The sequence below is a fragment of the Micromonospora sp. NPDC049201 genome, assembly GCF_055586805.1.
The window spans coordinates 532,566-559,351 of sequence record NZ_JBVJHM010000002.1; the positions used below are offsets into that span (position 1 = coordinate 532,566).

General features: G+C 73.7%; 26 protein-coding genes. 8 read left to right on the plus strand and 18 right to left on the minus strand.

What is annotated here, in order from left to right:
* Positions 1–15: 15 nt before the first annotated feature.
* Positions 16–1,368 carry a BTAD domain-containing putative transcriptional regulator gene (locus ACZ6O5_RS06310; RefSeq protein ID WP_465974835.1) on the minus strand — a complete coding sequence of 451 codons (1,353 nt, stop codon included), beginning with the start codon at positions 1,366–1,368 and terminating at the stop codon, positions 16–18.
* 186 nt (positions 1,369–1,554) lie between these two features.
* On the opposite strand from ACZ6O5_RS06310, the gene ACZ6O5_RS06315 reads away from it, so the two are divergent.
* Positions 1,555–2,076, plus strand: coding sequence for a hypothetical protein (locus tag ACZ6O5_RS06315; protein ID WP_281934451.1), 522 nt, complete (start codon positions 1,555–1,557; stop codon positions 2,074–2,076).
* Positions 2,077–2,112: 36 nt separating this feature from the next.
* On the opposite strand, the gene ispF is transcribed toward ACZ6O5_RS06315, so the two are convergent.
* From ispF to ACZ6O5_RS06330, 3 genes are all read right to left on the minus strand, one after another.
* Entirely contained in the window at positions 2,113–2,595 is a 483-nt protein-coding gene (gene ispF, locus ACZ6O5_RS06320; RefSeq protein ID WP_465974837.1) for a 2-C-methyl-D-erythritol 2,4-cyclodiphosphate synthase, read from the minus strand.
* A 107-nt stretch (positions 2,596–2,702) separates the two neighbouring features.
* Positions 2,703–3,398, minus strand: a complete 696-nt coding sequence (gene ispD, locus ACZ6O5_RS06325; RefSeq protein ID WP_465975046.1) for a 2-C-methyl-D-erythritol 4-phosphate cytidylyltransferase — start codon at positions 3,396–3,398, stop codon at positions 2,703–2,705.
* 53 nt (positions 3,399–3,451) lie between these two features.
* Positions 3,452–3,937: a CarD family transcriptional regulator gene (locus ACZ6O5_RS06330; protein ID WP_091610855.1), complete on the minus strand. Its 486-nt coding sequence runs from the start codon at positions 3,935–3,937 to the stop codon at positions 3,452–3,454.
* A 330-nt stretch (positions 3,938–4,267) separates the two neighbouring features.
* Between ACZ6O5_RS06330 and ACZ6O5_RS06335 the strand changes: the two genes are divergently transcribed.
* Positions 4,268–4,948 (plus strand): hypothetical protein, encoded by a 681-nt coding sequence (locus ACZ6O5_RS06335; protein ID WP_465974839.1) that lies wholly within the window; start codon positions 4,268–4,270, stop codon positions 4,946–4,948.
* A 15-nt stretch (positions 4,949–4,963) separates the two neighbouring features.
* Here ACZ6O5_RS06335 and ACZ6O5_RS06340 read toward each other — a convergent pair whose 3' ends face one another.
* The 4 genes from ACZ6O5_RS06340 to ACZ6O5_RS06355 form a co-directional block, all read right to left on the minus strand.
* Positions 4,964–5,557 (minus strand): hypothetical protein, encoded by a 594-nt coding sequence (locus ACZ6O5_RS06340; protein ID WP_465974841.1) that lies wholly within the window; start codon positions 5,555–5,557, stop codon positions 4,964–4,966.
* Between the two features lie 31 nt (positions 5,558–5,588).
* The gene (locus ACZ6O5_RS06345) at positions 5,589–6,608 is read right to left on the minus strand and encodes a type III polyketide synthase (protein ID WP_465975048.1); all 1,020 of its coding nucleotides are present in this window, start codon (positions 6,606–6,608) and stop codon (positions 5,589–5,591) included.
* A gap of 76 nt (positions 6,609–6,684) precedes the next feature.
* Positions 6,685–7,851, minus strand: coding sequence for an acyl-CoA dehydrogenase family protein (locus tag ACZ6O5_RS06350; RefSeq protein ID WP_465974843.1), 1,167 nt, complete (start codon positions 7,849–7,851; stop codon positions 6,685–6,687).
* Positions 7,852–7,892: 41 nt separating this feature from the next.
* The gene (locus tag ACZ6O5_RS06355; protein WP_465974845.1) at positions 7,893–8,648 is read right to left on the minus strand and encodes a methyltransferase domain-containing protein; all 756 of its coding nucleotides are present in this window, start codon (positions 8,646–8,648) and stop codon (positions 7,893–7,895) included.
* A gap of 45 nt (positions 8,649–8,693) precedes the next feature.
* On the opposite strand from ACZ6O5_RS06355, the gene ACZ6O5_RS06360 reads away from it, so the two are divergent.
* The 4 genes from ACZ6O5_RS06360 (at position 8,694) to disA (ending at position 13,341) form a co-directional block, all read left to right on the plus strand.
* Positions 8,694–9,533 (plus strand): UbiA family prenyltransferase, encoded by an 840-nt coding sequence (locus ACZ6O5_RS06360; protein WP_465974847.1) that lies wholly within the window; start codon positions 8,694–8,696, stop codon positions 9,531–9,533.
* Positions 9,534–9,675: 142 nt separating this feature from the next.
* Positions 9,676–10,455: a hypothetical protein gene (locus ACZ6O5_RS06365; protein ID WP_465974849.1), complete on the plus strand. Its 780-nt coding sequence runs from the start codon at positions 9,676–9,678 to the stop codon at positions 10,453–10,455.
* Between the two features lie 107 nt (positions 10,456–10,562).
* A complete protein-coding gene (gene radA, locus ACZ6O5_RS06370) occupies positions 10,563–12,011 on the plus strand; it encodes a DNA repair protein RadA (protein ID WP_281934438.1) in 1,449 nt (482 codons plus the stop codon).
* A 142-nt stretch (positions 12,012–12,153) separates the two neighbouring features.
* Positions 12,154–13,341, plus strand: a complete 1,188-nt coding sequence (disA, locus tag ACZ6O5_RS06375) for a DNA integrity scanning diadenylate cyclase DisA (protein ID WP_396773986.1) — start codon at positions 12,154–12,156, stop codon at positions 13,339–13,341.
* A gap of 6 nt (positions 13,342–13,347) precedes the next feature.
* Here disA and ACZ6O5_RS06380 read toward each other — a convergent pair whose 3' ends face one another.
* From ACZ6O5_RS06380 to ACZ6O5_RS06390, 3 genes are all read right to left on the minus strand, one after another.
* Positions 13,348–14,118 (minus strand): hypothetical protein, encoded by a 771-nt coding sequence (locus tag ACZ6O5_RS06380; protein ID WP_465974851.1) that lies wholly within the window; start codon positions 14,116–14,118, stop codon positions 13,348–13,350.
* A 105-nt stretch (positions 14,119–14,223) separates the two neighbouring features.
* Positions 14,224–14,787 carry a peptide deformylase gene (locus tag ACZ6O5_RS06385; RefSeq protein ID WP_465974853.1) on the minus strand — a complete coding sequence of 188 codons (564 nt, stop codon included), beginning with the start codon at positions 14,785–14,787 and terminating at the stop codon, positions 14,224–14,226.
* Positions 14,784–15,296, minus strand: a complete 513-nt coding sequence (locus ACZ6O5_RS06390) for a glycine cleavage system transcriptional repressor (protein ID WP_107161743.1) — start codon at positions 15,294–15,296, stop codon at positions 14,784–14,786. The genes ACZ6O5_RS06385 and ACZ6O5_RS06390 overlap by 4 nt, the downstream gene beginning before the upstream one ends.
* A 97-nt stretch (positions 15,297–15,393) precedes the next feature.
* Here ACZ6O5_RS06390 and ACZ6O5_RS06395 point away from each other — a divergent pair, with 97 nt between their 5' ends.
* Positions 15,394–16,293 (plus strand): HhH-GPD family protein, encoded by a 900-nt coding sequence (locus ACZ6O5_RS06395; RefSeq protein ID WP_465974855.1) that lies wholly within the window; start codon positions 15,394–15,396, stop codon positions 16,291–16,293.
* A 92-nt stretch (positions 16,294–16,385) separates the two neighbouring features.
* Here the strand turns inward: ACZ6O5_RS06395 and ACZ6O5_RS06400 are convergent, their stop codons facing one another.
* From ACZ6O5_RS06400 to lysS, 3 genes are all read right to left on the minus strand, one after another.
* Positions 16,386–18,923, minus strand: a complete 2,538-nt coding sequence (locus ACZ6O5_RS06400; RefSeq protein ID WP_465974857.1) for an ATP-dependent Clp protease ATP-binding subunit — start codon at positions 18,921–18,923, stop codon at positions 16,386–16,388.
* Between the two features lie 488 nt (positions 18,924–19,411).
* Positions 19,412–19,762 (minus strand): histone-like nucleoid-structuring protein Lsr2, encoded by a 351-nt coding sequence (locus ACZ6O5_RS06405; RefSeq protein WP_199199943.1) that lies wholly within the window; start codon positions 19,760–19,762, stop codon positions 19,412–19,414.
* Between the two features lie 115 nt (positions 19,763–19,877).
* The gene (gene lysS, locus ACZ6O5_RS06410; protein WP_465974859.1) at positions 19,878–21,386 is read right to left on the minus strand and encodes a lysine--tRNA ligase; all 1,509 of its coding nucleotides are present in this window, start codon (positions 21,384–21,386) and stop codon (positions 19,878–19,880) included.
* Positions 21,387–21,480: 94 nt separating this feature from the next.
* Between lysS and ACZ6O5_RS06415 the strand changes: the two genes are divergently transcribed.
* Positions 21,481–22,221 carry a class I SAM-dependent methyltransferase gene (locus ACZ6O5_RS06415; RefSeq protein ID WP_465974861.1) on the plus strand — a complete coding sequence of 247 codons (741 nt, stop codon included), beginning with the start codon at positions 21,481–21,483 and terminating at the stop codon, positions 22,219–22,221.
* A gap of 47 nt (positions 22,222–22,268) precedes the next feature.
* Here ACZ6O5_RS06415 and ACZ6O5_RS06420 read toward each other — a convergent pair whose 3' ends face one another.
* From ACZ6O5_RS06420 to ACZ6O5_RS06435, 4 genes are all read right to left on the minus strand, one after another.
* Positions 22,269–23,027, minus strand: coding sequence for a type III pantothenate kinase (locus ACZ6O5_RS06420; RefSeq protein WP_281934419.1), 759 nt, complete (start codon positions 23,025–23,027; stop codon positions 22,269–22,271).
* A gap of 17 nt (positions 23,028–23,044) precedes the next feature.
* Complete coding sequence (gene nadC, locus ACZ6O5_RS06425; RefSeq protein WP_465974863.1) at positions 23,045–23,941, minus strand: carboxylating nicotinate-nucleotide diphosphorylase; 897 nt, start codon at positions 23,939–23,941, stop codon at positions 23,045–23,047.
* A gap of 40 nt (positions 23,942–23,981) precedes the next feature.
* The gene (locus ACZ6O5_RS06430; RefSeq protein WP_465974865.1) at positions 23,982–25,673 is read right to left on the minus strand and encodes an L-aspartate oxidase; all 1,692 of its coding nucleotides are present in this window, start codon (positions 25,671–25,673) and stop codon (positions 23,982–23,984) included.
* A gap of 61 nt (positions 25,674–25,734) precedes the next feature.
* Complete coding sequence (locus ACZ6O5_RS06435) at positions 25,735–26,628, minus strand: septum formation family protein (RefSeq protein WP_465974867.1); 894 nt, start codon at positions 26,626–26,628, stop codon at positions 25,735–25,737.
* Positions 26,629–26,786 lie beyond the last annotated feature (158 nt).

Below are 26,786 nucleotides of genomic sequence, written 5' to 3' on the forward strand. Positions count from 1 at the left end.
TACCCGTCAGCGCGGTCAGATGCTGCGGCAGGACGCGCCCGCCCCGCCCCCGCAGGTCCCGAGGCTGCACCACCTGCGCAGGCCGCTCTCGTCCAGGAACAACCACCCGCAGCGTTCGTCCGGGCAGGCCCGAACCGTGAGCCGGCCCGGTTCGGCGAGCAGTTGCGCGGCGCTGAACGCGGCGGCGTGCACGGGCAGCCGCAGCCCGGCGGCGAGGTCGATCCACCAGCGACCGCGCCCGTCCGCCGCCCGTCGGAACACCGCCGTCCGGGCAGCCGCCCCGGCGGCGCGCGCGACCGCGTCGAAGGCCCGGCGGTCCGCCGGATCGACCAGGCTGGCGTAGAGCGCGGTCCGCAGCGTACGGGCCTCGGCGAGCACCGCCTCCGCGGTGTCGGGGTCACGTCGGGCGAGGTGCAGCAGGCGGTTCACCGACACCTCGTCGGTCAGCCCGACGTGACCCGCCCAGACGGCGAGCGTCCGGTAGCCGCGCAGCCACTCCGCGCCGGGCAGGGGAGAGTCCCGACCCCACCCCGCGTAGGTGTTGCAGAAGTCGAGCGCGGGATGGCCGCCGACGCTCCACGGCAGGCTCTCGTCGCGGACCCGGACCTCGTACACCGGCCGTCCGGACCGCTCCAGCCGGTCGTCACCGGCGAGCACCCGGCGGTGCACCTCCCGCAGCCGGGGCCCCGGCTCGACGCCGACGTCCGTCGCGAGCCGCTCCCGCGTGGTGCGGTAGAGCCGCAGCGCGTCGGCCCGCCGGGCCCCCCGGTACAGCGCGGTCATCAGGACGGCCACGAGCTGTTCCCGGGTGGGGTGCCGGGCCGCCAGCGGCAGCAGATCCGCGATCGCCGGCCCGTGCCGGCCCAACGCGAGCTGCGCCTCGGCGCGCAGCTCCACCGCGACCAGGCGAAGCTCCTCGACGGTTCCGTGCAGCCGGTCGCGCAGTTCGCCGTCCGCCACGTCGGCGAGCAGCGGCCCCCGCCAGAGGGCCAGCCCCCGGTCGAGCAGCCGTACCCGCGCGTCCGGCTCGACGGTGACGCCGGCCGCCCGGACCAGGTCGCCGAACTCGTCGACGTCGACCCGATGCCCGACCCGGTCGACGACGTAGCCCTCGCCCCGGGTGCCGATCCGCACCCCGTACGGGTGCAACGCGGCCCGCAACCGCCCGACGTACGTCTGCACCGCGCCCCGGGCCGCGGCCGGTGGCCGGCCGTTCCACAGCAGGTCGGCGAGCCGGTCGGTCGACACCACCCGGCCCGTGTCGAGCAGCAGCAGTCCGAGCAGGCAGCGCTCCTGGCGCCGGACGCCGAGTTCGACGGTCCGGCCGTCGTGGCGGGCCTCGAACGGCCCGAGCAGGCGGAACTCCATACCGAACAGGACGGGGGGACCCGGGCCGGCGGTTGTCACCCGGCGGTGAGCGCGTGGTGGGCGGCCCGGTCGCCGGGCGGGGACGGCCGAACGATCGACCCGACTGCCGGCCGAAAGCGGTGAGCCGGTGGTGAGCCGGCGGCACGATCCTGGTCCGGCCCCGGTCAGCAACAGGATGGAGTGACCATGCGAGTCAGGATGAGCGCCGCGGTGACGGCGGTCGTGGCGGCGGTCGTGGCGAGCCTTCCCGGCCCGGCATCCGCCGCCGACCGTTCTCCGGGCGCCTGGGTGCCGGCGCCGCAGGAGGCGTTCGAGTTACCCGCCGGCGCCCGGTGCACGTTCGCGGTTCGGGTGGAGCCGATCGTCGACGAGGTGCGGAAGCTGACGCTGGAGACCTACCCGGACGGCTCACCGAAGCGGGAGCTGTTCACCGGCGCCCTGCTCGACCGGGTGACCAACCTGGAGACCGGCGCCACCTCCACGGCCGACGCGAGCGGCACCTCGCTCGTCGTCCACGCCACGGACGGGTCGATGACCTGGTACGTCACGGGCCCGGTGTTGCTCGGCTTCCGGGAGAACGCCGGCACGCTGCCGAAGGGGCTGTGGATCGTCGACGGCCAGTTCCGGGTGGCGTTCACGCCCACCTTCGACAAGACCATCACGATGCTCCACGGCACCACCCACAACGTCTGCACCGACGTGGACTGAACCCCGGCCCGGCGACCGGCGTCCCCGGTCGCCGGGTCACGCCGTCGGCGCCTGGTACACCAGCGCCACCGCGATGCCGGCCAGCCCTTCGCCGCGCCCGGTGAAGCCCAGGCCGTCGGTGGTCGCCGCGGACACGGTGACCGGCGCGCCGGCAGCCTCGGAGAGCACCCGCTGCGCCTCGTCCCGCCGCGACCCGATCCGGGGCCGGTTGCCGACCACCTGCACCGACACGTTGCCGATCACGAAGCCGGCCGCCCGCACCCGGCGCGCGCTCTCGGTCAGCAGCGCCACCCCGGAGGCGCCGGCCCACTCCGGCTGGTCGACGCCGAAGTTCGCGCCCAGGTCGCCGAGGCCGGCGGCGGAGAGCAACGCGTTGCAGGCGGCGTGCGCCACCACGTCGGCGTCCGAGTGGCCGGCCAGGCCGTCCTGCCCCGGCCAGTGCAGGCCCGCGACCCAGCAGGGCCGACCGGCCGCGAACGCGTGCACGTCGGTGCCGACGGCCACCCGAGGAACGATCATGACGCCGAGCGTACGCGCCCGCCGTGATCAAGGAGTTCGGGTCACCATCGGGTCGGACGGCGACGCAAACCCCTTGGTCAACTCCGGAGGGCGGAGGGTGCGGAAGGTCAGGCGCCGGTGGCCAGGAGGTGTTCGGCCAGGGTCAGGTCGAACGGGCGGGTGATCTTCAGGGCCAGCTCGGAGCCGGGCACGCAGAACACCGCGACGCCCTGCTTCTCCACCAGGCCGGCGTCGTCGGTGAGTGGATCACCTGCCGCCCGGTGCGCGGCGGTCAGCACCGGCCGGCGGAAGCCCTGCGGCGTCTGCACCGCGCGCAGGACGGCCCGGTCGACGGTGCCGAGCACCCGCTCGACGGCGTCGACCTCCTTGATCGTGTCGACCACCGGCAGCACCGGGATCACCGCGTCGTGCCCGCCACGGACCGCCGCGGCCACCGACTCGACCAGCTCGGGCGGGGTGAGCGCCCGGGCCGCGTCATGGACCAGGACGATCTCCGGCCCGGCCGGCACGGCGGCGAGCGCCGCCGCGACGGAAGCCTGGCGTTCGGCACCGCCCGGCACCACGGTCACCGGCGCCACCGGGGCCAGCAGCGCCCGCACCGACTCGACGTCGGCGACCGGTGCGGCCACCACGATCGTGTGCACCGACGGCGCGGCGGCGATCCGGCGGACGGCGTGCACCAGCAGCGGCTCGCCGCCGAGCGCCCGGAGCGCCTTGGGAGCGCCGGGACCGAGGCGTACGCCGGCACCGGCCGCAGGAACGAGGACCGCGACGTCACCGCGCGGATTGAGCTGCGCGGTCACGTCGCGGTCCTCGGTTTCGTTCATGGTGCTGCGGGTAGAGGCAGCGGTGCGGATCAGGCTTCGGTCAGCACCTTGTCGAGCAGCGACTCCGCCTCGTCCTTCGTGCTCTTCTCGGCCAGCGCGACCTCACCCACGAGGATGTCACGGGCCTTGGCGAGCATGCGCTTCTCGCCCGCCGACAGGCCCCGCTCCCGCTCCCGGCGCCACAGGTCGCGGACGACCTCGGCCACCTTCAGCGGGTTACCGGAGGCCAGCTTCTCCAGATTTGCCTTGTAACGCCGCGACCAGTTGGTGGGCTCCTCGGTGTGCGGAGCACGGAGCACGTCGAAGACCTTGCCCAGGCCCTCTTCGCCGACCACCTCGCGCACACCCACGATCTCGGCGTTCTCGGCGGGCACCCGGACCGTCAGGTCACCCTGCGCGACCCTCAGGACGAGGTACTCCCTGGGCTCGCCCTTGATGACCCGAGTCTCGATTGCCTCGATGAGTGCGGCCCCGTGGTGGGGGTAAACAACGGTCTCGCCGACACTGAAAACCATAGGTTCGAAACCCCTTTCGCTGTGTCTAGGGTAACACGCTCAGGCACCGATGTCTCACCGCTGTCCTGATCGTTGGCGCAGCTCAGGGGCCCTGTGAGAGGTATTTCTTCGGCTTGACAGGAGGCCAAGACGATGGTTTAACCACGCTCCGTGACGAACAAATAACTACCCGGTACGGGTGATGGCCGGAGCGATCAGATCTAGGGCAATGCGCTCCTTCCATGGTAGCTCCGCAACTCCACCCGCGCCCAGGTGTGGCGGTACGGCCCCCGGTGCGGGACGCTGGTGGTGGACGTGACGTCCGCTCGCCGAGACGTTCCTGGGGGTCCGATGGGCGTGCCTGACGCTGACGGCCAGGGGCCGGCGGACGGACTGCCGGGCCTGCCACCGGAGTGGGGTCGCGTCGTCGTGCCCGACGACGCCTCGGCGCTCGCCGACGAGGCCCGGCAGATCCGCCGGGAGCTGCGCCGCGCCCCACGCCCCGCCGGGCGTCCGGCCCGGTTCACGCTTCCCCCGCTGGCGCTGCTGGCCTCGGTGCTGATCACGCTCGCCGGGCTGGCCGCCGTCACCTGGCCACGCCCCCACCGCTCCCCCGGCCCGCCGACCGTGCTGCCCCGGTCCACCCCCGCGGCGATCGGCCCGCTGCCCGCGCTCGACCTGGTCGGCGCCGACAACACGCCGGTGCCACTACGCAGCCTGCTCCCCGCCATGATCATCCTGGTCGACGCCTGCGCCTGCGCCGAGCAGGTCGGCACGGCGGCGGCCACCGCGCCCGCCGGAGTCACCGTGGTCACCGTGACCGAGGGCCGCAGCGCCGCGCCCGCCACCGCGACCGGCGTACGCCCGCTCGGCGACCCGGCCGGCGGCCTGCGCTCCTACCTGCATCTCTCGGCCCGGCCGGGCACCGCCGCCGCGCTGCTCGTGGACCGGCGGGGCACGCTGGTCCGGATGGTGCCGGAGCTGGGGCCGGCGGCGGACTACCAGGCCGACCTGGCCCGGTTGGCCGGCTGAACCCGGCTCAGCGGCTCAGTAGAGCGCCTCCAGCCGGGCGTTCAGCTCGACCTCGCCCCGCAGCGCGGCGAACCGCACGTACACCGGCGCGCCCGTGCCGTCCAGGAACACGACGGTCACCTGCCCGCCGCAGCTCAGCACCCGCTCGACGCCGTCGGCGCCGGCACCGACCACCCGCATCGACACGGCGCCGTCACCTTCGCAGCCCACCGACAGCCGGTACTCGTCACCCGGCGCCGGGTTCGCCTGCCGCACGACCGGCGGGCCACCCGGCATCAGCCGCGAGGTCTCCCGCCACACCACGTGCGACACGTTCCCCTGGCGCGTCCCGCCGTCGGGCTCCACGTCGACCACCACCGGCGAACGGACCTCACCGGTGCGGGGATCGACCTCGGCCACCATCCGGGAGCGGGGTGACGGCCGCTCGGGCGGGGTCGACCCGCCCCCCGCGCCGAGATCCACCCGGGACCGGGCGAGGTCGTCGGTGGAGGAGCCGACCGTCGTGCCCAACCACGGCGTCGCCGACCGCCACCACCACGCGCCGACCGCCAACGCCAACACGGTCAGGCCCACCAGCACTGCCCGCCGGATCCGCTCCTCCGAGGCCATGCCGGCAGCGTATCGACGCCACGGCGAACCGTCAGCCCGTGCGCTCCAGCAACGCCGCGTAGAGCGTCAGCCCCGGGCCGAACGCGAGCATCACCACCCGGCGCGGCGGCGACGGCGTACGGCTCAGCCGGTCCAGGATCAGCAGCACCGTCGGGGACGAACAGTTGCCGTGCTCGGCGAGCGTCTCCCGGGACGCCGCCAGCGCCGTCGGCGGCAGCTCCAGCTCACGCTCCACCACGTTGAGGATCCGGGGGCCGCCCGGGTGCACCGCCCAGCCGTCCACCTCGGACCGGTCGCACCCGTGCCGGGCCAACAGGTCGTCCACCAGGTCGCGGACGAACCGGGACAGCACCTTCGGCACCTTCGGCGACAGCCCCATCCGGAAGCCGGTGTCGGTGACGTCCCAGGTCATGTGGTCGGCGGTGGAGGTGTCGGTGACGGAGGTGACCTCGCGCAACGCGTACCCCGGGCCGCCCGGGACGACCACGGCGGCGACCGCGGCGTCCGAGAACAGCGCGTGCGAGACGATCTGCTGGGTGTCCACCCGGGCACCCGGCGGCTGGATGTGCAGGCTGGTCAGCTCCGCGCAGAGCAGCAGCGCCGGCCGCCCCCGGGCGGTGACGAAGTCGCTCGCCGCGCCGAGCCCGGGCAACGCCGCGTAACACCCCATGTGGCCGACGAACATGCGCTGGGTGTCCGGGGCCATGCCGAGGTCACGGGCCAGCAGGATGTCCAGGCCGGGCGTCGCGTAACCGGTGCAGGAGCAGACCACGAACAGCCCGACGTCGCCGGCGTCCAGGCCGGCGGCGGTGAGCGCGCGGCTGACCGCCTCCTTCCCGAGCGGCAACGCCTCGACCTGGTAACGGCGCATCCGACGCTCGGTCGGCCACTCCGAGACGTCTTCCAGCAGCGGATTCACCGCCGCCTGCCGCCGGGTCACCCCGGAGTTGGCGAAGATCTTCTCGGCCAGCACCCGCGTGGTGCCCGAGAAGTGCTTCTCGAAGAAACCCGTCCACAGCTCGTCCTGCGCGGCGCCCGGCGGCAGCGCCATGCCCAGACCCGCGATCACTGGTACGCCCACGTCCCCACCTCAGCTTCGCTCAGTCCTGCGGCCGTCGAACTCCGGCTTACCAACGAGGGACCGCGCTGTCCCGGTCCGGGTCGCCGCCGAGCGCGGCGATGCCGAGCCAGTCGGCGCACACGTCGGAGGTGGCCGGGTGCAGCGAGCCGCACCGGGCGTCCCGGTAGAGGCGCTCCAACGGATGACCACGGCGGGTCGCCGACGTGCCGGCCGCCTCCAGCATGGACGCCGCCACCTCCGCGGCGGTGGTGCCGGCCAGCAGCTTGGCCCGCCACACCCAGCGGTTCGTCTCGGCCGAGCCGGGTTCCTCGTCGACCCGGCGGGCCGCCTCGGCGACCACCAGCTCGGCGGCGGCGGTGGCCGCGTCCGCCCGGCCCAGCCGGGCCCGGACCGCCGGGAGCCCGGCCAGGCCGCGGGTGTTCAGGTGCTCGGCGGCGGCGTCGATCGCGGCCCGGGCCACCCCGACGTAGACGGCGGCGTAGCTGGCCACCAGCCAGTGCGGCATGAGCTGGGCCACCACCAGCGCCAACCCCTCCACGCCGCCGAGCAGCCGGTCGGCCGGGACGGTCACGTCCAGGTGCAGGTCGTGCGAGGAGGTGGCGCGCATGCCGAGCGAGTCCCAGCTCGGCTCGACCGTGATCCCCTCCCCGGCCGGCACCAGGAACTGGGAGACCACCGACTGGTCGGTGGCGCTGCGCGCGGCCACCAGGTAGCCGTCCGGGTGGCCGGCGCCGGAGCAGAACGTCTTGCTGCCCTTGACGTGCCAGCCACCGTCGACCGGTTCGTAGACGGTGCTGAGCTGGGACAACCGCGCGCCCGCGCCGCGCTCGCTCATCGCCACCGCGTACCACGCGCCGTCGGCCGCCGCGCGCAACAGCCGGTCGCGGGCGGCCAGCGCCTCCTCCGGTACGCCGAGCGCCTCGGCCAGTTCCTCGGTCACCGCGCCCAACGCCCCGGTGACCGAGGCGTGCATGTTGAACACCAGCGCGGTGGCGCCGTTGCCCCGGGCCAGCTCGGTGGCGACGGCGGCGTACTCGGCGAAGGTCGCGCCCTGCCCGCCCAGCTCACGCGGGACCATCAGGCCGAACAGGCCGGCCTGGCGAAGGTCGGCGAAGTCGTCCACCGGGAACGAGCCGTCCCGGTCGTGCCCGGCCGCCCGGGCGGCCAGTCGCGGTGCCAACCGGCGGGCCGCCTCCAGCGCGTACACGGTCATGTCGCCCCCTTCTCGGCGTCCCTTACCCCCGGTGACCTCCGCTATCCGCCCCGGCGCCCACTGCCCTGGTAGAGCACCGCCGTCGACCGCGTCGGCACGATGCGCGGCTCCGTCCGCAGCGGACGGTCACCGCCCCGCCACCGGCGCACCAACCAGGCCAGCGTGCCGCCCAGCTCCGGCCGGACCCCGCGCAGGCGCAACGACACGCCGTGCCGGGCACACTCGGCGACCAGCGCGCGGGCATCCACGAACAGCCGGTGGTCGTGGATGCCGCGCGGCACGGTGGGCAGCCGTTCACCCAGCTCCACCGCGACCAGCCGGGCCAGCAGCGTGTCGTTGAGCGTGTCCAGCACCAGCAGGCCGCCGGGCCGCAGCAACCGGCACGCCTCGGCCACCGCCCGCCGCCAGTCCGGCACGTGCTCCAGCAGCTCACCGGCGGAGACCACGGCGGCGCACCCGTCGGCCAGCGGCACGGCGGTGGCGTCGCCCTGGAGCACTGTCACGCCGTGCGTGGCGGCCTGGTCGAGCGCGGAGCGGGTCAGGTCCACCCCGACGTGCCGGTAGCCCTTGCCGGCCAGGTGCGGCGCCAGCAGCCCCGCCCCGCAGCCGAGGTCGACCAGCAGGTCGTCCCGGGTGGACGCCGGGGGCACCAGGGCGGCGCGGGCGCGGGCCAGCCAGTGCAGCATGGCGAAGGCGCCGTCGGGCCGCCACCACTCGCCGGCCAGGTCGTCGTACTGCCGGGGGTCGTTCCGGGACAGCGCCCGGTGCGGGCTGGACACCGGCGACGCGTCGGGCATGGACCGAGCGTGGCACGACTCCCCGGTAACGACCAGACTTCCCTTATGTCGACGCGGGTGTTAGGGCTGGTCAGAGCGAGCCATCCGGAGCCGGCCGCGGCGGTCGTCGTGGTCGCCGCGCTGCTCGCCGCCGGCGTCGGGCACTCCGCCGCCGGCGTGGCCACGGTGGCGCTGACGGTGCTGGCCAGCCAGCTCGCCGTCGGCTGGAGCAACGACCTGATCGACGCCGACCGGGACGCCGCGGTGGGGCGTACCGACAAGCCGGTGACCACCGGCGCGGTCGCCCGGCCGACGCTGGCCCGGGCCACCGCGGTGGCCGCCGTCGCCACCCCGCTGCTGGCGCTGACCGGCGGCCCGGCCGCCGCGGCCTGCGCCACGCTGGGGCTGGTCTCCGCGCTGCTCTACAACAAGCCGCTGAAGTCGACGGCGGTGTCGGTGCTGCCCTACGCGGTCTCGTTCGGCGCGCTGCCCGCGTTCGTGGTGCTGGCCCGGCCCGGCTCGCCCGCGCCGCCGGCCTGGCTGGTGGCCGCCGCCGCGCTGCTGGGCGCCGGGGCGCACTTCGCGAACGTGCTGCCCGACCTGGCCGACGACGCCCGCACCGGGGTGCGCGGGCTGCCCCACCGGCTGGGCCCCACGGGCAGCCGGCTGGCCGCCGCCGGGCTGCTCCTCGCCGCCACCGTCGCGCTGGTGTTCGGTCCGCCCGGACCGCCGTCGTGGACCGGCCTGTCGGCGGTGGCCGCCGCCGTCGCGGTGCCGGCCCTCGGTTGGTACGCCGGGCGCGCCGCGACCGCCACCGGTGGCCGGCCGGTGGCCGCCTTCCGGTCGGTGCTGGTGGTGGCGCTCATCGATGTGGTGCTGCTGGTGGCGAACGGCCGGGTGGTCTGAGCCGTCGCCACCGAGGATGGCATTGCCGGGTCCGCGTGCGGGCCTCGATCAGCTCCAACTACCCTGGAGCGCGGTCTGCGCGGGTATGGCCACCCCGTGTCCGGGGGTCGACCGGGCGGGGATCGTGACGAGGAGGACCGACGTGACGCGCTCGATCAGGGGTTCCCGGCGACCGGCCCTGCTGTTGGCCGGCTCGGCGGCGGCGGCGAGCCTGCTGCTGTCCGGGTGCGGCGCCGGTCAGATCGCCGAGACCGCCAACAAGATCCCGTCGGTGCAGGGCGTCAACGTCCAGACCTCCGACAACCTCTACAAGGTGCGCGGGCTCTACGTTCAGTTCCCCGGCCCGGAGGGCTACCAGGCCGGCGCGACCGCCCCGCTGAACGTCGTGATCTACAACGACAGCGAGTCCCCGGTGACGGTGACCGTCACCACCGACAGCGCCCGGGAGCTCCTGCTGACCGGCGCGGCCGGCTCCAGCGGCGCGGCCACCCCGACCGGCTCGCCGACCGAGCCGGCGTCGGCGTCGCCCACCGCCACCGACCCGAGCGCCTCCCCCAGTCAGTCGCTGGAGGCTCCCGCGTCGCCGTCCGCCTCGCCCAGCGGGTCGCCGTCGGAGAGCGCGTCGCCGTCGGAGAGCGCGTCGGCGCCCGCCGGCCAGCCGGCCCGGATCGAGATCCCGGCGCTCGGCTACGCGCAGCTCAACAGCGGCAACCCGCGGTTCCTCCAGCTCGTCGGCCTGAACCAGAAGCTCCTCGTCGGCCAGCAGGTCAACCTGACCTTCGACTTCGGCGGCGGCAAGGTGATCAAGACCCCGGCGCCGATCGGTGTCCCGCTGACCCCGCCGGCGCAGCCGTCCCAGATCGTCAACCCGCGCGAGCACTCCGCCGAAGAGGGTGGCACCGAGGGCGGCAGCCACGGCTGACGCCGTACCCCCGTTCCGTCCGACACCGCCGCGGTGGCCAGCGCCACGCGGCGGTGTCGTCGTCTCGGCGGTGGGCGTTCGTCGTACCGGCCGGATAGCGTCCGGTGGTGACCACGCCCCGATCGACCCCGTCCCGCGCCGGCGCCGGCCGCGGTCGCGCCGCCGCCCGCGAACCCCGCCCGGCCTACGAGTGCGACGCCTGCGGCCACCAGCCGCCCAAGTGGATGGGCCGGTGCCCCGAGTGCGGCGAGTGGGGCTCGGTGGTCGAGTCCACGGTCACCGGTCCGCTGGTCTCCGGCCGGGTGGTCAGCTCCCGGATGCCGGCCGAGCCGGCCCGGCCGATCGCCACCATCAGCGCCGCGCCGGCCCGGGCCCGGCCCACCGGCGTCAGCGAGCTCGACCGGGTGCTCGGCGGCGGGCTGGTGCCCGGCGCGGTGGTGCTGCTGGCCGGTGAGCCCGGCGTCGGCAAGTCGACGCTGCTGCTCGACGTGGCCCAGCAGTGGGCGGCCGGCGCGGGCAGCCCGTCGCTGGTGGTCAGCGGTGAGGAGTCGGTCAGCCAGGTGCGGTTGCGGGCCGAGCGGATGGGCACCCTGCACGACCAGCTCTACCTGGCCGCCGAGAGCGACCTGGCGGCGGTGCTCGGCCATCTCGACGCGGTCAAGCCGGGCCTGCTGGTGCTCGACTCGGTGCAGACCATCTCCACCACCGGCACCGAGGGCGTGCCCGGTGGCGTGACGCAGGTGCGCGCGGTCACCGCGGCGGTGGTCGCGGTGGCCAAGGAACGCGGCATCGCCACCGTCCTGGTCGGGCACGTCACCAAGGACGGCCAGGTGGCCGGCCCTCGGGTGCTGGAGCACCTGGTGGACGTGGTGCTCCACTTCGAGGGCGACAAGCACTCCTCGCTGCGCATGGTGCGCGGCGTGAAGAACCGGTTCGGGGCCGCCGACGAGGTGGGCTGCTTCGAGATGCACGAGGGCGGCATCAGCAGCCTGGCCGACCCGTCCGGCCTGTTCCTGACCCGCTATTCCGAGCCGGTGCCGGGCACCTGCGTCACGGTCGCCATGGAGGGCCGGCGGGCGCTGGTCACCGAGGTGCAGGCGCTGATCGGGGCCACGGTCGCCGGTTCGCCGCGACGCACCGTCTCCGGTCTCGACGGCGCCCGGCTGGCCATGGTCCTGGCGGTGCTCCAGCGGCGCACCGAGCGGTTGACGCTGCACGACCGCGAGGTCTTCGCCGCCACCGTCGGCGGCATCCGGGTGGTCGAGCCGGCCGCCGACCTGGCGGTGGCGCTCGCGGTGGCCTCCGGCGGGCTCAACCTCGCGCTCAACCCGCACCTGGTCGCCATCGGCGAGGTCGGGCTCACCGGTGAGGTGCGCCGGGTCGGCGCGGTGTCCCGGCGGCTGGCCGAGGCGGCCCGGCTCGGCTTCCGGCTGGCCCTGGTGCCGCCCGGCGCCGGCCCCGGCAGCGGCGGCGTCGCCCCCGAGCAGATGCGGGTGATCGAGGTCACGGACGTGCGCGCGGCGCTCCAGGCCGCCGCCCGAGCATCCGCGGAGTGACCGTGGGTAGTCACGTGCCGGGCGCGGGCGGACGATTCCGGACAGGTCGCGCCGCCCCGGGCCGGCCCGTCGCGCCCGACATCACGACACATCACAGTAACCACGAGAGCACCCACCGCACCGCAGTCCGTAGACTGTGCCCGTGCCGATCGACCGCGATGCCACCAAGCCCGCAACGGCGACGCCGCAGGCCCGCACCGGCGCCGTGAGCGGCAACCCCACCCGCGCCATCAGCGTGAGCGTCGCCGGCAGCGTCGGCGGGGCCGGCGCCGACCCGCTGCGGGCCAATCTCGCCCTGATGGCTCCGGGCACCGCGCTCCGCGACGGCCTGGAGCGGATCCTGCGCGGTCGCACCGGCGCGCTGATCGTCCTCGGCTACGACAAGGTGGTCGAGCAGATCTGCACCGGTGGCTTCCCGATGGACGTCGAGTTCTCCGCCACCCGGGTCCGCGAGCTGTGCAAGATGGACGGCGCCGTGGTGCTCTCCAGCGACGGCACCCGCATCGTCCAGGCCGGCGCGCACCTGATGCCCGACCCGTCCATCCCCACCGAGGAGTCCGGCACCCGGCACCGCACCGCCGAGCGGGTGGCCCGGCAGACCGGCTACCCGGTCATCTCGGTCAGCCAGTCGATGCGGATCATCAGCCTCTACGTCAACGGCCAGCGGCACGTGCTCGACGACTCCGCGGCGATCCTGTCCCGGGCCAACCAGGCCCTGGCGACGCTGGAGCGCTACAAGCTCCGGCTGGACGAGGTCTCCGGCACGCTCTCCGCGCTGGAGATCGAGGACCTGGTCACCGTCCGCGACGCGGTCGCCGTGGTGCAGCGGCTGGAGATGGTCCGGCGGATCGCCGACGAGATCGCCGGCTACGTGGTGGAGCTGGGCACCGACGGCCGACTGCTGGCGCTCCAGCTCGACGAGCTGATGGCCGGCGTGGACGCCGACCGCACCCTGGTCATCCGCGACTACCTGCCGGTCGGCCGCAAGTCGCGCACGCTCGACGAGGCGCTCGTCGAGCTGGACCTGCTCAGCGCCACCGAGCTGATCGACCTGGTGGCGGTGGCCAAGGCGATCGGCTACCCGTCCGCCTCGGACGCGCTCGACGCGGCGGTCAGCCCGCGCGGGTTCCGCCTGCTGGCCAAGGTGCCCCGGCTGCCCGTGGCCGTGGTCGACCGGCTGGTGGTGCACTTCGGCAGCCTCCAGCGGCTGCTCGGTGCGACAGTGGAGGATCTTCAGGCGGTCGACGGGGTGGGCGACGCCCGCGCCCGGGGCGTCCGCGAGGGCCTGTCCCGGCTCGCCGAGGCGTCCATCCTGGAGCGGTACGTCTGACCCGGCTCAGCCGGTGACGGTCAGCTTCACCGGCTCGCTGATCTTGGTGCCGACCCGGGCGAAGACCTGGTACGTGCCGATCGGGGCGTACGGGCCGGCGGCCAGCCCGTCGGCGCAGCGGGTGGTGTCCCGTCCGTTCCAGCCCAACTCGTAGGCGCGCTCGAAGTTCGGCGTGAACGACTGCACGTCCGAGCCCTTGCCGGTGCCGCAGGTGTCCGACGACCAGATCTTCTCCGCGCCCGCCTTGACGTAGAGCTCCTGGAGATCGGCGCCGACGTCCCGGCTGCACGTACGGTTCGAGACGTTCTTGACCTTGAGGCGCAGCGTGACCACCGTGCCCCGCTGGGCGGTGGCCGGCACCGCGACCGGCGTCACCTGAAGCTCGGCGTCGGTGCAGGCGCCGTCGCCGGAGACCGGCTCGCCGGACGCGCCGCCGTCGCCCGGGCCCGAGCCGCCGCCGGTGTTCGTACCGCCCCCGGTGTTCGTGCCCCCGCCGCTGCTCGTGTCGCCACCGTCGGCGCCGGCGTCACCACCGGAGACGTCGGGCGCCGGCGACGGACTGGCCGTCTGCGGGGTCAGCACCGAGCCGGACGGGCCCGGGGCCGCTCCGGCGGAGCCGCCCGGCGACGGGTCACCCCCGCCCGGCCCGCCGGCGTTACGGTCCGAGCCGGTGCAGGAGTAGAGCAGGACAATCAGGAAGAGCAGGCCCGCGCCGAGCACGACGGCACGACGCCGCCAATACACGGTGGGGGGCAGGGGGCCGACCGTCAGACGCATGATGCGCCTACCGTAGCCGCGCGACGCTCGGTGTGCCGGTCCGACGCGCCGGTGACCGCGCGTCACCCCGATCCGGACGTCCACTGTGGCATCCCACGGGGTCGGTCAGAGATAGACCTGCCGCTGGTAGACGGCGTGCGCCCCGGCCACCCGGTCGAGGAAGAGTAACCCGGCGCAGTGGTCGATCTCGTGCTGGAGCGCACGCGCCTCGAAACCGTCGGTCACCAGCCGTACCGGCTCGCCGCTGCCCGGCAGCGACCCCTCCACCACCAGACGACTGGCCCGCTTCACGTCGCCGGTCAGGTCGGGCACCGACATGCAGCCCTCGCGGCCGGCCTTCCACCGGCTCGCCTCCACCACCCGGGCGTTGCACAGCACGAACGTGCCGTGCACGGTGACCGCCTTCGGATGCCCCGTCACGTCCACCGCGAACACCTGGGCGTTCACCCCGATCTGCGGTGCCGCCAGGCCCACACAGCCCGGCGAGACGCGCATGGTGGCCACCAGGTCGGCGGCCAGTCGCACCACCTCGTCCGAGGTGGGGTCGACCTCCGGACCGGGCCGGCTCAGCACCGGCTCCGGGGCGGCGACCACCGGACGGACCTCGCCCGGGACACCCAGCTTCTCCGGTGTCCAGCCACCCAGGCCGGCGTACCCCTCGCCGGTCACAGCAGGTCCGAGTCCGCCGGGCGGAGGCTGACGCCGACACCCAGCTCGGCCGCCGCCCGGGTGAGCCGGCCGGCCACCTCGTCCGAGCTGCCCGGCGGCAACTCCACCTCGGCGACCACCACGTAGAGCGAGCCGGTCAGCCGGGTGCTCAGGTCGGTCACGTTGCCGCCGGCGTCGGCCAGCACCCGGGTCATCGCCGCGACGATGCCCATCCGGTCCGCGCCGTGCACCGCCAGCACGTACGGCTCGCCGACCGGCACGCTGGCGCTGTCCGGGGCGACCGCGCGTACGGTGGCCAGCAGGTACCCGTCGGCGGCGAGCGGGGCCAGCGCGGCCTCGACGTCGGCGGCGGCCGGGCCCACGCAGATCAGCGTCATCGCGAAGTGGCCGCGCAACCGGGTCATCGTCGAGTCGGTGAGGTTCGCGCCGAGCCGGGCGAGGGCCTCCGCGACGTCGGCGACGATGCCCGGCCGGTCCCGGCCGATGACGGTGATCGCGAGCTCGTTCATTCGGACATTCTGCCGCGCCACCGAAGTGCCCCCCGCGTCGGCCCACCCGGCCCGCCCAATCAGCGGGATCCCCGCCCGTGGCATCATCGGCACCGCCATGACTGAGCCCACCTTCGCCACCCAGGTCAGCCGGTGGTACGAGCGCAACGCCCGCGACCTGCCCTGGCGCAAGCCCGGCATCGGCGCCTGGGCGATCCTGGTCAGCGAGGTCATGCTCCAGCAGACGCCGGTGGTCCGCGTGGTGCCCGCGTGGGAGGCGTGGCTGGCCCGCTGGCCGGAACCGCGCGCGCTGGCCGAGGACACCCCGGCCGAGGCGATCCGGATGTGGGGCCGGCTCGGCTACCCCCGCCGGGCGGTACGCCTGCGCGAGTGCGCGGTGGCCGTCGTGGAGCGGCACGGCGGCGTGGTGCCCGACCGGCTGGAGCAGTTGCTGGCGCTGCCCGGCGTCGGCACGTACACGGCCCGGGCGGTGGCCGCGTTCGCGTACGGGCAGCGGCACCCGGTGGTCGACACCAACGTCCGGCGGGTGGTGTGCCGGGCGGTCGCCGGTGAGCCGGACGCCGGCCCGACCACCCGACCCGCCGACCTGGTCGCCACCGAGGAACTGCTGCCGATCGAGCCGGCCGCGGCGGCCCTGGCCAGCGCCGCCTTCATGGAACTCGGGGCGGTCGTCTGCACCGCCCGGTCGCCCCGTTGCGCGGTGTGTCCGGTCGAGTCAAGCTGCGCCTGGCGGGCCTCCGGGCAGGCCGCCCCGGACGGGCCGACCCGCCGCCCGCAGCGCTACGCCGGCACCGACCGGCAGGTACGCGGCCTGCTCCTGGCAGTGCTCCGGGAGACCACCGGGCCGGTGCCGCACCAGCGGCTGGACCAGGTCTGGCACGACGACGTGCAGCGGGCCCGGGCGCTGGCCGGGCTGGTCACCGACGGACTGGTGGAGCCGGTGGGCCCGGAGTCCTTCCGACTGGCCGGCGACGGCCCCCCGATCCCGCTGCCCTGACGCACCGCGCCCCACCCGTCCGGGGCGGAGAAAGGCGACGGCCCCGGTGGCTCTCGCCGACCGGGGCCGTCGCCCTGGAACAGTTGCCCGCCTTACGCGGCGGCGTCGTCCGCGCCGGTGGCGGCGGCGCCGAGATCCGCCGGGACCGCGTCCGGCACGGCGTCCGGCCGGTCCGCGCCCCGGAAGACGAGCTTGGACTTGTCGATGTTCTCCGGGTCGCCCTCGCAGTCCACCACCACGATCTGACCCGGGGTCAGCTCGTTGAAGAGGATCCGCTCGGACAGGTTGTCCTCGATGTCGCGCTGGATCGTGCGACGCAGCGGCCGTGCGCCCAGCACCGGGTCGAAGCCCTTCTTCGCCAGGTACTTCTTGGCGTTGTCGGTCAGCTCCAGACCCATGTCCTTGTTGCGCAGCTGGCCCTCGATCCGCTGGATCATGATGTCCACGATCGAGAGGATCTCGGTCTCGCGCAGCTGGTGGAAGACGATGGTGTCGTCGATCCGGTTCAGGAACTCGGGCCGGAAGTGCTGCTTGAGCTCGTCGTTGACCTTCTGCTTCATCCGGTCGTAGTTCGACTCGGAGTCCTCCGAGGCCTGGAAGCCCAGGGAGACCGCCTTGGCGACGTCCCGCGTGCCGAGGTTGGTGGTCAGGATGATGACCGTGTTCTTGAAGTCCACGATCCGGCCCTGGCCGTCGGTGAGACGCCCGTCCTCCAGGATCTGGAGGAGCGTGTTGAACACATCCGGGTGGGCCTTCTCGATCTCGTCGAAGAGAACCACCGAGAACGGCCGGCGGCGCACCTTCTCGGTGAGCTGGCCGCCCTCGTCGTAGCCGACGTAGCCGGGAGGGGCACCCACCAGCCGGGAGACCGTGTAGCGGTCGTGGAACTCGGACATGTCCAGCTGGATGAGGGCGTCCTCGCTGCCGAAGAGGAACTCGGCGAGCGCCTTGGACAGCTCGGTCTTACCGACACCGGACGGGCCGGCGAAGATGAACGAGCCGGACGGGCGCTTCGGGTCCTTCAGGCCGGCCCGGGTCCGCCGGATCGCCTTCGAGACCGCCTTGACCGCGTCCTCCTGGCCGATGACGCGCTTGTGCAGCTCGTCCTCCATGCGCAGCAGGCGCGAGGTCTCCTCCTCGGTCAGCTTGTAGACCGGGATGCCGGTCCAGTTGCCGAGCACCTCGGCGATCTGCTCGTCGTCGACCTCGCTGACGACGTCCAGGTCACCGGCCTTCCACTCCTTCTCCCGCTGGGCCTTCTGGCCGAGGAGCTGCTTCTCCTTGTCGCGGAGCTGAGCGGCCCGCTCGAAGTCCTGCGCGTCGATCGCGGACTCCTTGTCGCGGCGCACCTGGGCGATGCGCTCGTCGAAGTCACGCAGGTCCGGCGGCGCGGTCATCCGGCGGATGCGCATCCGGGCACCGGCCTCGTCGATCAGGTCGATCGCCTTGTCCGGCAGGAAGCGGTCGGAGATGTACCTGTCGGCCAGCGTCGCGGCGGCCACGAGCGCGGCGTCGGTGATGCTCACCCGGTGGTGCGCCTCGTAGCGGTCCCGCAGGCCCTTGAGGATCTCGATGGTGTGGGCCAGCGACGGCTCACCCACCTGGATCGGCTGGAAGCGGCGCTCGAGCGCGGCGTCCTTCTCCAGGTGCTTGCGGTACTCGTCGAGCGTGGTGGCGCCGATGGTCTGCAGCTCGCCACGGGCCAGCATCGGCTTGAGGATGCTGGCGGCGTCGATCGCGCCCTCGGCGGCGCCGGCGCCGACCAGGGTGTGGATCTCGTCGATGAACAGGATGATGTCGCCGCGGGTGCGGATCTCCTTGAGCACCTTCTTGAGGCGCTCCTCGAAGTCACCGCGGTAACGCGAACCGGCCACCAGGGCACCGAGGTCGAGCGTGTAGAGCTGCTTGTCCTTGAGCGTCTCGGGCACCTCGCCCTTGATGATCTTCTGGGACAGGCCCTCCACCACGGCGGTCTTGCCGACGCCGGGCTCGCCGATCAGCACCGGGTTGTTCTTGGTGCGGCGGGACAGCACCTGCATGACCCGCTCGATCTCCTTCTCGCGCCCGATGACCGGGTCGAGCTTGCCCTCGCGGGCGGCCTGGGTCAGGTTGCGGCCGAACTGGTCCAGCACGAGGCTGGTCGACGGCGCGGCCTCGCCCGGCGCGGCGCCCGCCGCGGCCGGCTCCTTGCCCTGGTAGCCGGAGAGCAGCTGGATCACCTGCTGGCGGACCCGGTTGAGGTCGGCGCCGAGCTTGACCAGCACCTGGGCGGCCACGCCCTCGCCCTCGCGGATCAGGCCGAGCAGGATGTGCTCGGTGCCGATGTAGTTGTGGCCGAGCTGCAGCGCCTCGCGCAGCGACAGCTCCAGCACCTTCTTGGCCCGCGGCGTGAACGGGATGTGCCCGCTCGGCGCCTGCTGGCCCTGGCCGATGATCTCCTCGACCTGCTGGCGGACGCCCTCCAGGGAGATGCCGAGGCTCTCCAGGGCCTTTGCCGCGACACCCTCACCCTCGTGGATCAGGCCCAGCAGGATGTGCTCCGTACCGATGTAGTTGTGGTTGAGCATCCGGGCCTCTTCTTGGGCCAGGACGACAACCCGTCGCGCTCGGTCGGTGAACCGCTCGAACATGCCCTCGTGCTCCTCACATGCCGTGCGCCTTGATGGTCAGATCTCGGCGGGGCCGGTGCGCGGACGTCCGGGACGGGCGTCCGTGCCTCCTTACTCTATCGCCGCGGACCGTCTCCGCTGAGGTCGTGTGACCCCGCCGATGACCGTTCCGACGTCGTTTCTGCCAACCGTCCACGCTCAGGAGGTGTTCCGGGACCCCTGCCTGTACGCGCAGAGCGAAATTCGACCGTCGGCGGAAGGCCCGGTCGAGAGGGCTCGGGCGGCGTCGAGGCGCCCACCACGGTCGTCCACAGCCTGTGGACGGAATCTCCACCGCCTGTGGACAACTCTCCCGGACGCCGAATTCTTCCCGCGCCGGCGGCCGGTCCCGACCCACCCGCCGACCTCTGGCCGGGAAAGAGACATCGGCGACGAAGAGGACGAAACGCCGACGCCGGCCCGGAGTCGTCCTCCCGGCCGGCGTCGGTCGCCGTCGCGTGCGGTCGGCGTCAGCGCCCCGCCTTGGCGTGGAACTCGTCCACGATCTCCTGCGGGATCCGGCCCCGGTCGGAGATGTCCTTGCCGTTGCTCTTGGCCCACTCCCGGATTGCCTTGTTCTGCTCGCGGTCCGCGGTCGCGCCGCCCCGGCCACGTGCGGCCCGGCCACCCACGACCACTCCCCCGCGGCCGACCTTCGTTCCGTGCGCGATGTACTGCGCGAATGCATCGCGCAATTTTTCAGCGTTGGAAGCCGAGAGGTCGATCTCGTACTGCACGCCGTCCAGCGCGAACTTGACAGTCTCGTCAGCGTCCCCGCCGTCCAGGTCATCGACCAGCTTGTGAATGATCTGCTTGGCCACGTCCCACATTCCTTTCGAGCAGGGTTGCGCTCCTGCATTACCCAGAGCACGATAACCTGCCCGATGCTTGCTCCGTCAATAGGATGGCGTAACAAGCCGGAGAAGCTTTGCGGCCCTACTCGGGCCGGACCAAGGGGAACAGGATGGTTTCCCGAATTCCCAGGCCGGTCAGCGCCATCAGGAGCCGGTCGATTCCCATTCCCATACCGCCGGCCGGCGGCATTCCGTACTCCATCGCCCGGAGAAAGTCCTCGTCGAGTCGCATGGCCTCGTCGTCGCCACGCGCCGCGAGCTGCGCCTGGGCCACCAGCCGCTCCCGCTGCACGACCGGGTCCACCAGCTCGGAGTACGCGGTGCCCAGCTCGAAGCCGAGCACGTAGAGGTCCCACTTCTCGGCCAGGCCGGGCTCGCTCCGGTGCGCCCGGGTCAGCGGGCTGGTCTCCTCCGGGTAGTCGCGGACGAACGTCGGCGCCTGCAGGGAGGGCACCACCAGTTCCTCGAACAACTCCTCGGCCAGCTTGCCGGGACCCCACTTCGGGTCGACCGAGAGGCCGATCTTGTCCGCGTACTCGACCAGGCGTGACCTTTCGGTGCGGACGGTGACTTCCTCACCGAGCGCTTCCGAAAGAACACCGAACAGCGTCACCGACCGCCACTCGCCGCCCAGGTCGAACTCGCTGCCGTCGGCGTGGGTCACCACGGTCGAGCCGGCGACCGCGACGGCGGCCTGCTGCACCAGATTCCGGGTCAGCGCGGCCATGGTGTCGTAGTCGCCGTAGGCCTGGTACGCCTCCAGCATCGCGAACTCGGGCGAGTGCGAGGAGTCGATGCCCTCATTACGGAAGTTGCGGTTGATCTCGAAGACGCGGTCGACGCCACCCACGACCGCCCGCTTGAGAAACAGTTCCGGTGCGATTCGCAGATACAGATCGGTGTCGAGCGCATTGCTGTGGGTCACGAATGGCCGGGCGGTCGCGCCACCGTGCAGCAGTTGCAGCATCGGCGTCTCGACCTCGATGAAGTCCTGCCCGTGCAGGGTGTCCCGCAGGCTGCGGACCGCGGCGGCCCGGGTCCGCACCATCTGCCGGGCCTGCGGACGGACCACCAGGTCGACGTAGCGCTGACGGACCCGGGACTCCTCACTCAGCGGCTTGTGCGCCACCGGCAGCGGGCGCAGCGCCTTGGCGGTGACCACCCACTCGTCGGCCAGCACCGACAGCTCGCCGCGCCGGCTGGTGATCACCTCGCCGGTCACGCCGACGTGGTCACCGAGGTCCACCAGGCGCTTCCAGTCCGCCAGCCGCTCCGGGCCGACCCGGTCCAGCGAGAGCATCGCCTGGAGCTCCGTGCCGTCGCCGTCACGTAGCGTGGCGAAGCAGAGCTTGCCGGTGTTCCGAATGAAGATCACCCGGCCGGTGACCGACGCCCGGTCCCCGGTGGCGGTGTCGGTGGGCAGGTCGGCGTAGCGCTCCCGGAGCAGCGCCAGCGTGGTGGTCCGGGGGAAGCCGACCGGGTACGGCTCGACGCCCTCGGCGAGCATCCGGTCCCGCTTCTCCCGGCGGACCTTCATCTGCTCGGGAAGGTCGTCGGCGGGATCTGTTGGCAGGGCGTTCTGCTCGGTCACGGCACGCTTCCTCAGGCCTTGGGGAACATCGGCGGGGTCAGCCCATGAGCGTACTCAAGCGTCGTGCCGGCCGTTACGGGATAACCTGCCGGCCATGACCGACCCCACTGCGGCGCTCTCGTTCGGCGCCGCCGCCGCCGCGTACGACCGGTTCCGGCCCCGCTATCCCGAGGCGGCGCTGCGCTGGGCGTTGGACGGGTCGCCGGCCCCGGCCCGGGTGGTCGACCTCGGTGCCGGCACCGGCATCCTCACCCGTGGCGTGACCGCGCTCGGGCATCACGTCGTACCCGTGGAACCCGATCCGGGGATGCGGGCGCAACTGGCCGCCGCCACGCCGGGCACGACGGCGCTCGCCGGCAGCGCGGAGTCGGTGCCGCTGCCGGACGGCGACGCGGACGCCGTGCTGGCCGGGCAGGCCTACCACTGGTTCGACCGGGACCGCGCGCACACCGAGGTGGCCCGGGTGCTGCGCCCCGGCGGCACGTTCGCGCCGGTGTGGAACGTGCGTGACGAACGGGTCGGCTGGGTGGCCGAGCTGACCCGGATCGCCCATCTCGACCACAACGCCGGCGACGTGACCGGCCGGTACGCCGACTTCGGCCCCGCCTTCACCCCGGTCGAGGTGGGCGAGTTCGACCACGCCACCACGCTCACGCCGGACGACCTGGTGGCGATGCTGCACACCCGCTCCTACTGGCTGACCGCCACCCCGGCCGAACGGGCCCGGGTCGACGGCGGGCTGGCCGAGCTGTTCGCCACCCACCCCGAGCTGGCCGGCCGGGCCACCGTGGAGCTGCCCTACCGCACGATGGTGCTCCGGGCACACCGGCGTTAGGAGGGGGCCCCTCCTCTACCGGAGGCGTTAAGAAGGGGCCCTTCCTTTCAGAGGTTGCGGTCGTAGACCATTCGCAAGCCAATCAGCGTGATCATCGGCTCGTGGTGGGTGATGGTGCGGCACTCGCCCACCACCAACGAGGCCAGGCCGCCGGTGGCGATCACCGCCCGCACCTCGCCCAGCTCCTCGGACATCCGCTCGACGATCCGGTCCACCTGGCCGGCGAAGCCGAAGTAGAGCCCGGACTGGAGGCACTCGACCGTGTTCTTGCCGATCACCGAGCGCGGCCGGGTGGCCTCCACCTTGCGTAGCTGCGCGGCGCGGGCGGCCAGCGCGTCGAAGGAGATCTCGATGCCGGGCGCGAACGCCCCGCCGAGGAACTCGCCCCGATCGCTGATCACGTCGAAGTTGGTGGTGGTGCCGAAGTCGACCACGATCGACGGCCCGCCGTAGAGCGTGTACGCGGCAAGCGTGTTGACCACCCGGTCCGCGCCCACCTCCTTCGGGTTGTCGATGGCGAGCTGCACGCCGGTGCGGACCCCGGGCTCGACGATCACGCTGGGCAGGTCGGCGTAGTAGCGGCCCAGCATGGTGCGCAGCGATCGCAACGCGGCCGGCACGGTCGAGCAGGCGGCCACTCCGGTGATCTCCACGGCGTCACCGGCCAGCAGCCCGCGGAACATCAGACCCAGCTCGTCCGCGGTGGAACGGGCGTCGGTCTTGATCCGCCACGAGTGCACCAGCTTGTCGCCCTCGAAGGTCGCCAGCACGGTGTTGGTGTTTCCGATGTCGATGCAGAGCAGCACAGCGGCAGCCTAGACGGTCACCTGGCGTGCAGGTCGAGGGCGATGTCGAGGATCGGTGACGAGTGGGTCAACGCGCCGACGGACAGGAAGTCCACGCCGGTCGCCCCGTACTCGGCCGCCACCGGCAGGGTCAGTCCGCCGGTCGCCTCCAGCTCCGCCCGGTCGCCCACCGTGGCCACCACCTCGCGCAACTGCGCCGGGGTCATGTTGTCCAGCAGCAGGAACCCGGCACCGGCCTCGACCGCCTCCACCGCCTCGGCCGGCGTGTCCACCTCGACCTGCACCGGAACGTCGGGGAACGCCTCCCGCACCCGGCGGAACGCCGCCGCGATCCCGCCGGCCGCCACCTTGTGGTTGTCCTTGATCATGGCGACGTCGTGCAGGCCCATCCGCTTGTTGGTGCCACCGCCGGCCCGGACCGCGTACTTCTCCAGCGCCCGCAGCCCCGGCGTGGTCTTGCGGGTGTCCAGCACCATGGCCTTCGTGCCGGCCAGCGCGTCCGCCCAGGCCCGGGTGTGGGTCGCCACCCCGGACATCCGGGAGAGCAGGTTGAGCGCCGTCCGCTCGGCGGTCAGCAGCAGCCGGGTCGGCCCGGTCACGGTCGCCAGCACGTCGCCGCGCGCCACCCGCTGCCCGTCGTGGGCCACCAGCGACACCTCGACCGTACGCCCGGCGCCGGTCACGTCGCCGACCAGTTCGAACACGGCGGCGGCCACCGGCAGCCCGGCCACCACGCCGTCCGCGCGCGCCACCAGGTCGGCGGTGTCCCGCTGCTCGGCCGGGACGGTGGCGACGCTCGTCACGTCGAGGAAGTCCGGGCCCAGGTCCTCGGCCAGCGCGTCGACCACGACCCGTCGGACCCGCTCCGGATCCAGGCCACCCTCGCGCAGCGCCCGCACCGTCGACTCGATCATGATTTCTTCTCCTCGTTCACCATGTTCGCGACTGTGGGGCTCACCGAACCGGATCCTCCCAACGCTCGGCGAGCAGCCCGTCCGGGCCCACCTCGGCCACCAGGTGCCCCAGCCACCGGTCGTCGGCCACCGGGAAGTCCTCCCGCCAGTGGCAGCCCCGCGTCTCCTGCCGGGCGTACCCGGCGGCGACGAGCGTCGACGCCACCGTGAGCAGGTTCGTCGCCTCCCAGTCGGCGGTACGCGGCACGCCCGCCCCCTCGCCCAGCGCGCGCAGCGTGGCGGCGGTGGCGGCCAGCGTCTCCGCCGAGCGGAGCACACCCGCGCCCCGGGTCATCGCCCGTTGCAGCTCCGGCGTGCCCGCCGCCGGCACCAGCCGGCCCGGCCCGCCCACCCACGCGCCGGTCTCCGCCGGGCGGGCCTGCTCGGGCAGCCCGGCGGCGATGTCCTCGGCGATCCGGCGGGAGAAGACCAGCCCCTCCAGCAGCGAGTTGCTGGCCAGCCGGTTGGCGCCGTGCACACCGGTGCAGGCCACCTCGCCGCACGCGTACAGGCCGGGGATCGAGGTACGGCCGTGCAGGTCGGTCCGGACGCCGCCGGAGGCGTAGTGGGCGGCCGGCGCGACCGGGATCAGGTCGGTCGCCGGGTCCACGCCGATGGCCAGGCAGGACGCCACGATGGTGGGGAACCGCCGGGCCAGGAAGTCACCGCCCAGGTGCCGCGCGTCCAGGAACACGTGGTCAGCCCCGCTGGCGAGCAGCACCCGGTGGATGCCCTTGGCCACCACGTCACGGGGGGCCAGCTCGGCCAACTCGTGCTGACCGACCATGAACCGCTTGCCGTCGTCGTCGACCAGGTGGGCGCCCTCGCCGCGCAGCGCCTCGGAGACCAGCGGCTGCTGTGCGAGACCGGCGCCCGGTCCGCCCGCCGGCACGATCAGCGCGGTCGGGTGGAACTGGACGAACTCCAGGTCGGTGACGACCGCGCCGGCGCGCAACGCCAGCGCCACCCCGTCGCCGGTGGAGACCGCCGGGTTGGTGGTCGCGGCGAAGATCTGCCCCATCCCGCCGGTGGCCAGCACCACCGCGCGGCCGAGGATCGCGCCGACGCCGTCCTCGCTGCCCTCGCCGAGCACGTGCAGCGTGACGCCGCAGGCCGGCCCGAGCCCGCCGGGGCCGTCGCCCGGCGCGCGCAGCAGGTCCAGTACCAGGGCGTGCTCGACCAGCCGGATCCACGGGTCGCGGCGCACCGCGGCGTGCAGCGCCCGCTGCACCTCCGCGCCGGTGGCGTCGCCGCCGGCGTGCACGATCCGGTCGGCCCGGTGACCGCCCTCCCGGGTGAGCATCAGTGAGCCGTCCGGGTTGCGGTCGAACTCCGCCCCGATCCGCATCAGTTCGCGCAGCCGGGTCGGGCCCTCCTCCACCAGGGCCCGTACCGACGCCGGGTCGCAGAGGCCGACGCCGGCCACCTCGGTGTCGTGGGCGTGCGCGGCCGGGCTGTCCGCCGGGTCGAGCACCGCGGCGATGCCGCCCTGCGCCCAGCGGGTGGAGCCCTCGTCGATGTCGACCTTGGTGACGACCGTGACGTGCAGGCCGGCCTCACGCAGGTGCAGCGCGGCGGTCAGCCCGGCGACCCCGGAGCCGACCACGATCACGTCGGTGGTCTCCACCCAACCGGGCGCGGGCGCGGCGAGCAGCCGGGGCAGTGCCGGCAGGTCGACCGTGGGAAGGTCCATGAGCACAGTCAACCCGAAGCATCCTCGTCCCGGGCGGCGGGGGCGGGACGAGTGGTTCCGGCTACCTCGTCCGGACCGGCATCCCGGCCGGGCCGGCGCCCTTCAACGAGACGCTCACCTTGCGGTGGCTGAGCCACAGGTAGCAGCGGACCCCACGGTCGCCGACCGCCCAGCGGCCCGGGCCGGGCGGCCGGACCACCACGTCGCTGCGGTACCGCAACACCGGGTCGCCGGGCACGCCGGTCCAGCGCGCGATGGCGGCGTAGCAGCCGGCGTAGAGCGGGGCCCAGTCCGCCGGCTTCTTCGGGTACGGCCGGTCCGGCGCCGCCCACACGCCGACGAACTCGGCGTCGTGCGTGGTCGTGCAGTCGACCGCGGTGAGCGTCTGCACCCGCCGCCGGTCCTGGCCGGTGCGCTGGCAGCCGAGGCGTAGCCGGGAGGGCTGCTTGAGCGCGTCGCGCAGGCTGCCCGTCCGGGTCACCACGGTGGCCGCCGCCTCGGTCGTGTTCAGCTCGGTCAGGTCGCACCGGAACCAGCGGGAACCGGCCGTCCACCCGGTGCCGGTGGGCGTCGCCACGGCCAGCCGGAGCCGACCGGCACGCCAGTCGTCGCCGACGTAGCCCCGGGCGCGGGTGTCGCACTCGGCGAACGCGGTACGCAGTTCCGGTGAGGTGAGCGCCGGCGGAGCGGCCCGGTCGACGGTGAACGCGCCGACGTGCACCGTCTCCACCCGGTGCGGCACCTCGCAGCCGACCGGCGCGTACCCGGCCAGGCCCACGGTCGGGGTGAAGTCGGCGACCTGGCAGACGCCGGCCACCGGCGTGAACGGCCCGGCGGGGCCCAGCGCCGGCCAGTCGTCGGCGAGGTCCCCGTCCACCCCGCCCGACGAGGCACACCCGGTCAGCACCACGCCCGCGACCACCGCGGCGACGAGGCTGCGCATCGCACGGCCCATCGCGCCTCCCCCAGCCCGACGACCGTCGATTCCGACGGCCCGCCCAGGGTAGCCGAAAATGACCTTCCGGTAACAGCCCGCGCTGACCCACCCCCACCCCGCTCACCCACCCCGCTCACCCACCCCGCTCACCCACCCCGCTCGCCGATCTTGCGATT

What these genes read in the sequence shown, in the direction of transcription:
- ACZ6O5_RS06310 (WP_465974835.1), bottom strand. Translation starts at nt 1,368, where the DNA reads ATGGAGTTCCGCCTGCTCGGGCCGTTCGAGGCCCGCCACGACGGCCGG.
- ACZ6O5_RS06315 (WP_281934451.1), top strand. Translation starts at nt 1,555, where the DNA reads ATGCGAGTCAGGATGAGCGCCGCGGTGACGGCGGTCGTGGCGGCGGTC.
- ispF (WP_465974837.1), bottom strand. Translation starts at nt 2,595, where the DNA reads ATGATCGTTCCTCGGGTGGCCGTCGGCACCGACGTGCACGCGTTCGCG.
- ACZ6O5_RS06330 (WP_091610855.1), bottom strand. Translation starts at nt 3,937, where the DNA reads ATGGTTTTCAGTGTCGGCGAGACCGTTGTTTACCCCCACCACGGGGCC.
- ACZ6O5_RS06335 (WP_465974839.1), top strand. Translation starts at nt 4,268, where the DNA reads ATGGGCGTGCCTGACGCTGACGGCCAGGGGCCGGCGGACGGACTGCCG.
- ACZ6O5_RS06340 (WP_465974841.1), bottom strand. Translation starts at nt 5,557, where the DNA reads ATGGCCTCGGAGGAGCGGATCCGGCGGGCAGTGCTGGTGGGCCTGACC.
- ACZ6O5_RS06345 (WP_465975048.1), bottom strand. Translation starts at nt 6,608, where the DNA reads ATGGCGCTGCCGCCGGGCGCCGCGCAGGACGAGCTGTGGACGGGTTTC.
- ACZ6O5_RS06350 (WP_465974843.1), bottom strand. Translation starts at nt 7,851, where the DNA reads ATGACCGTGTACGCGCTGGAGGCGGCCCGCCGGTTGGCACCGCGACTG.
- ACZ6O5_RS06355 (WP_465974845.1), bottom strand. Translation starts at nt 8,648, where the DNA reads ATGCCCGACGCGTCGCCGGTGTCCAGCCCGCACCGGGCGCTGTCCCGG.
- ACZ6O5_RS06360 (WP_465974847.1), top strand. Translation starts at nt 8,694, where the DNA reads ATGTCGACGCGGGTGTTAGGGCTGGTCAGAGCGAGCCATCCGGAGCCG.
- ACZ6O5_RS06380 (WP_465974851.1), bottom strand. Translation starts at nt 14,118, where the DNA reads ATGCGTCTGACGGTCGGCCCCCTGCCCCCCACCGTGTATTGGCGGCGT.
- ACZ6O5_RS06390 (WP_107161743.1), bottom strand. Translation starts at nt 15,296, where the DNA reads ATGAACGAGCTCGCGATCACCGTCATCGGCCGGGACCGGCCGGGCATC.
- ACZ6O5_RS06395 (WP_465974855.1), top strand. Translation starts at nt 15,394, where the DNA reads ATGACTGAGCCCACCTTCGCCACCCAGGTCAGCCGGTGGTACGAGCGC.
- ACZ6O5_RS06400 (WP_465974857.1), bottom strand. Translation starts at nt 18,923, where the DNA reads ATGTTCGAGCGGTTCACCGACCGAGCGCGACGGGTTGTCGTCCTGGCC.
- ACZ6O5_RS06415 (WP_465974861.1), top strand. Translation starts at nt 21,481, where the DNA reads ATGACCGACCCCACTGCGGCGCTCTCGTTCGGCGCCGCCGCCGCCGCG.
- nadC (WP_465974863.1), bottom strand. Translation starts at nt 23,941, where the DNA reads ATGATCGAGTCGACGGTGCGGGCGCTGCGCGAGGGTGGCCTGGATCCG.
- ACZ6O5_RS06430 (WP_465974865.1), bottom strand. Translation starts at nt 25,673, where the DNA reads ATGGACCTTCCCACGGTCGACCTGCCGGCACTGCCCCGGCTGCTCGCC.
- ACZ6O5_RS06435 (WP_465974867.1), bottom strand. Translation starts at nt 26,628, where the DNA reads ATGGGCCGTGCGATGCGCAGCCTCGTCGCCGCGGTGGTCGCGGGCGTG.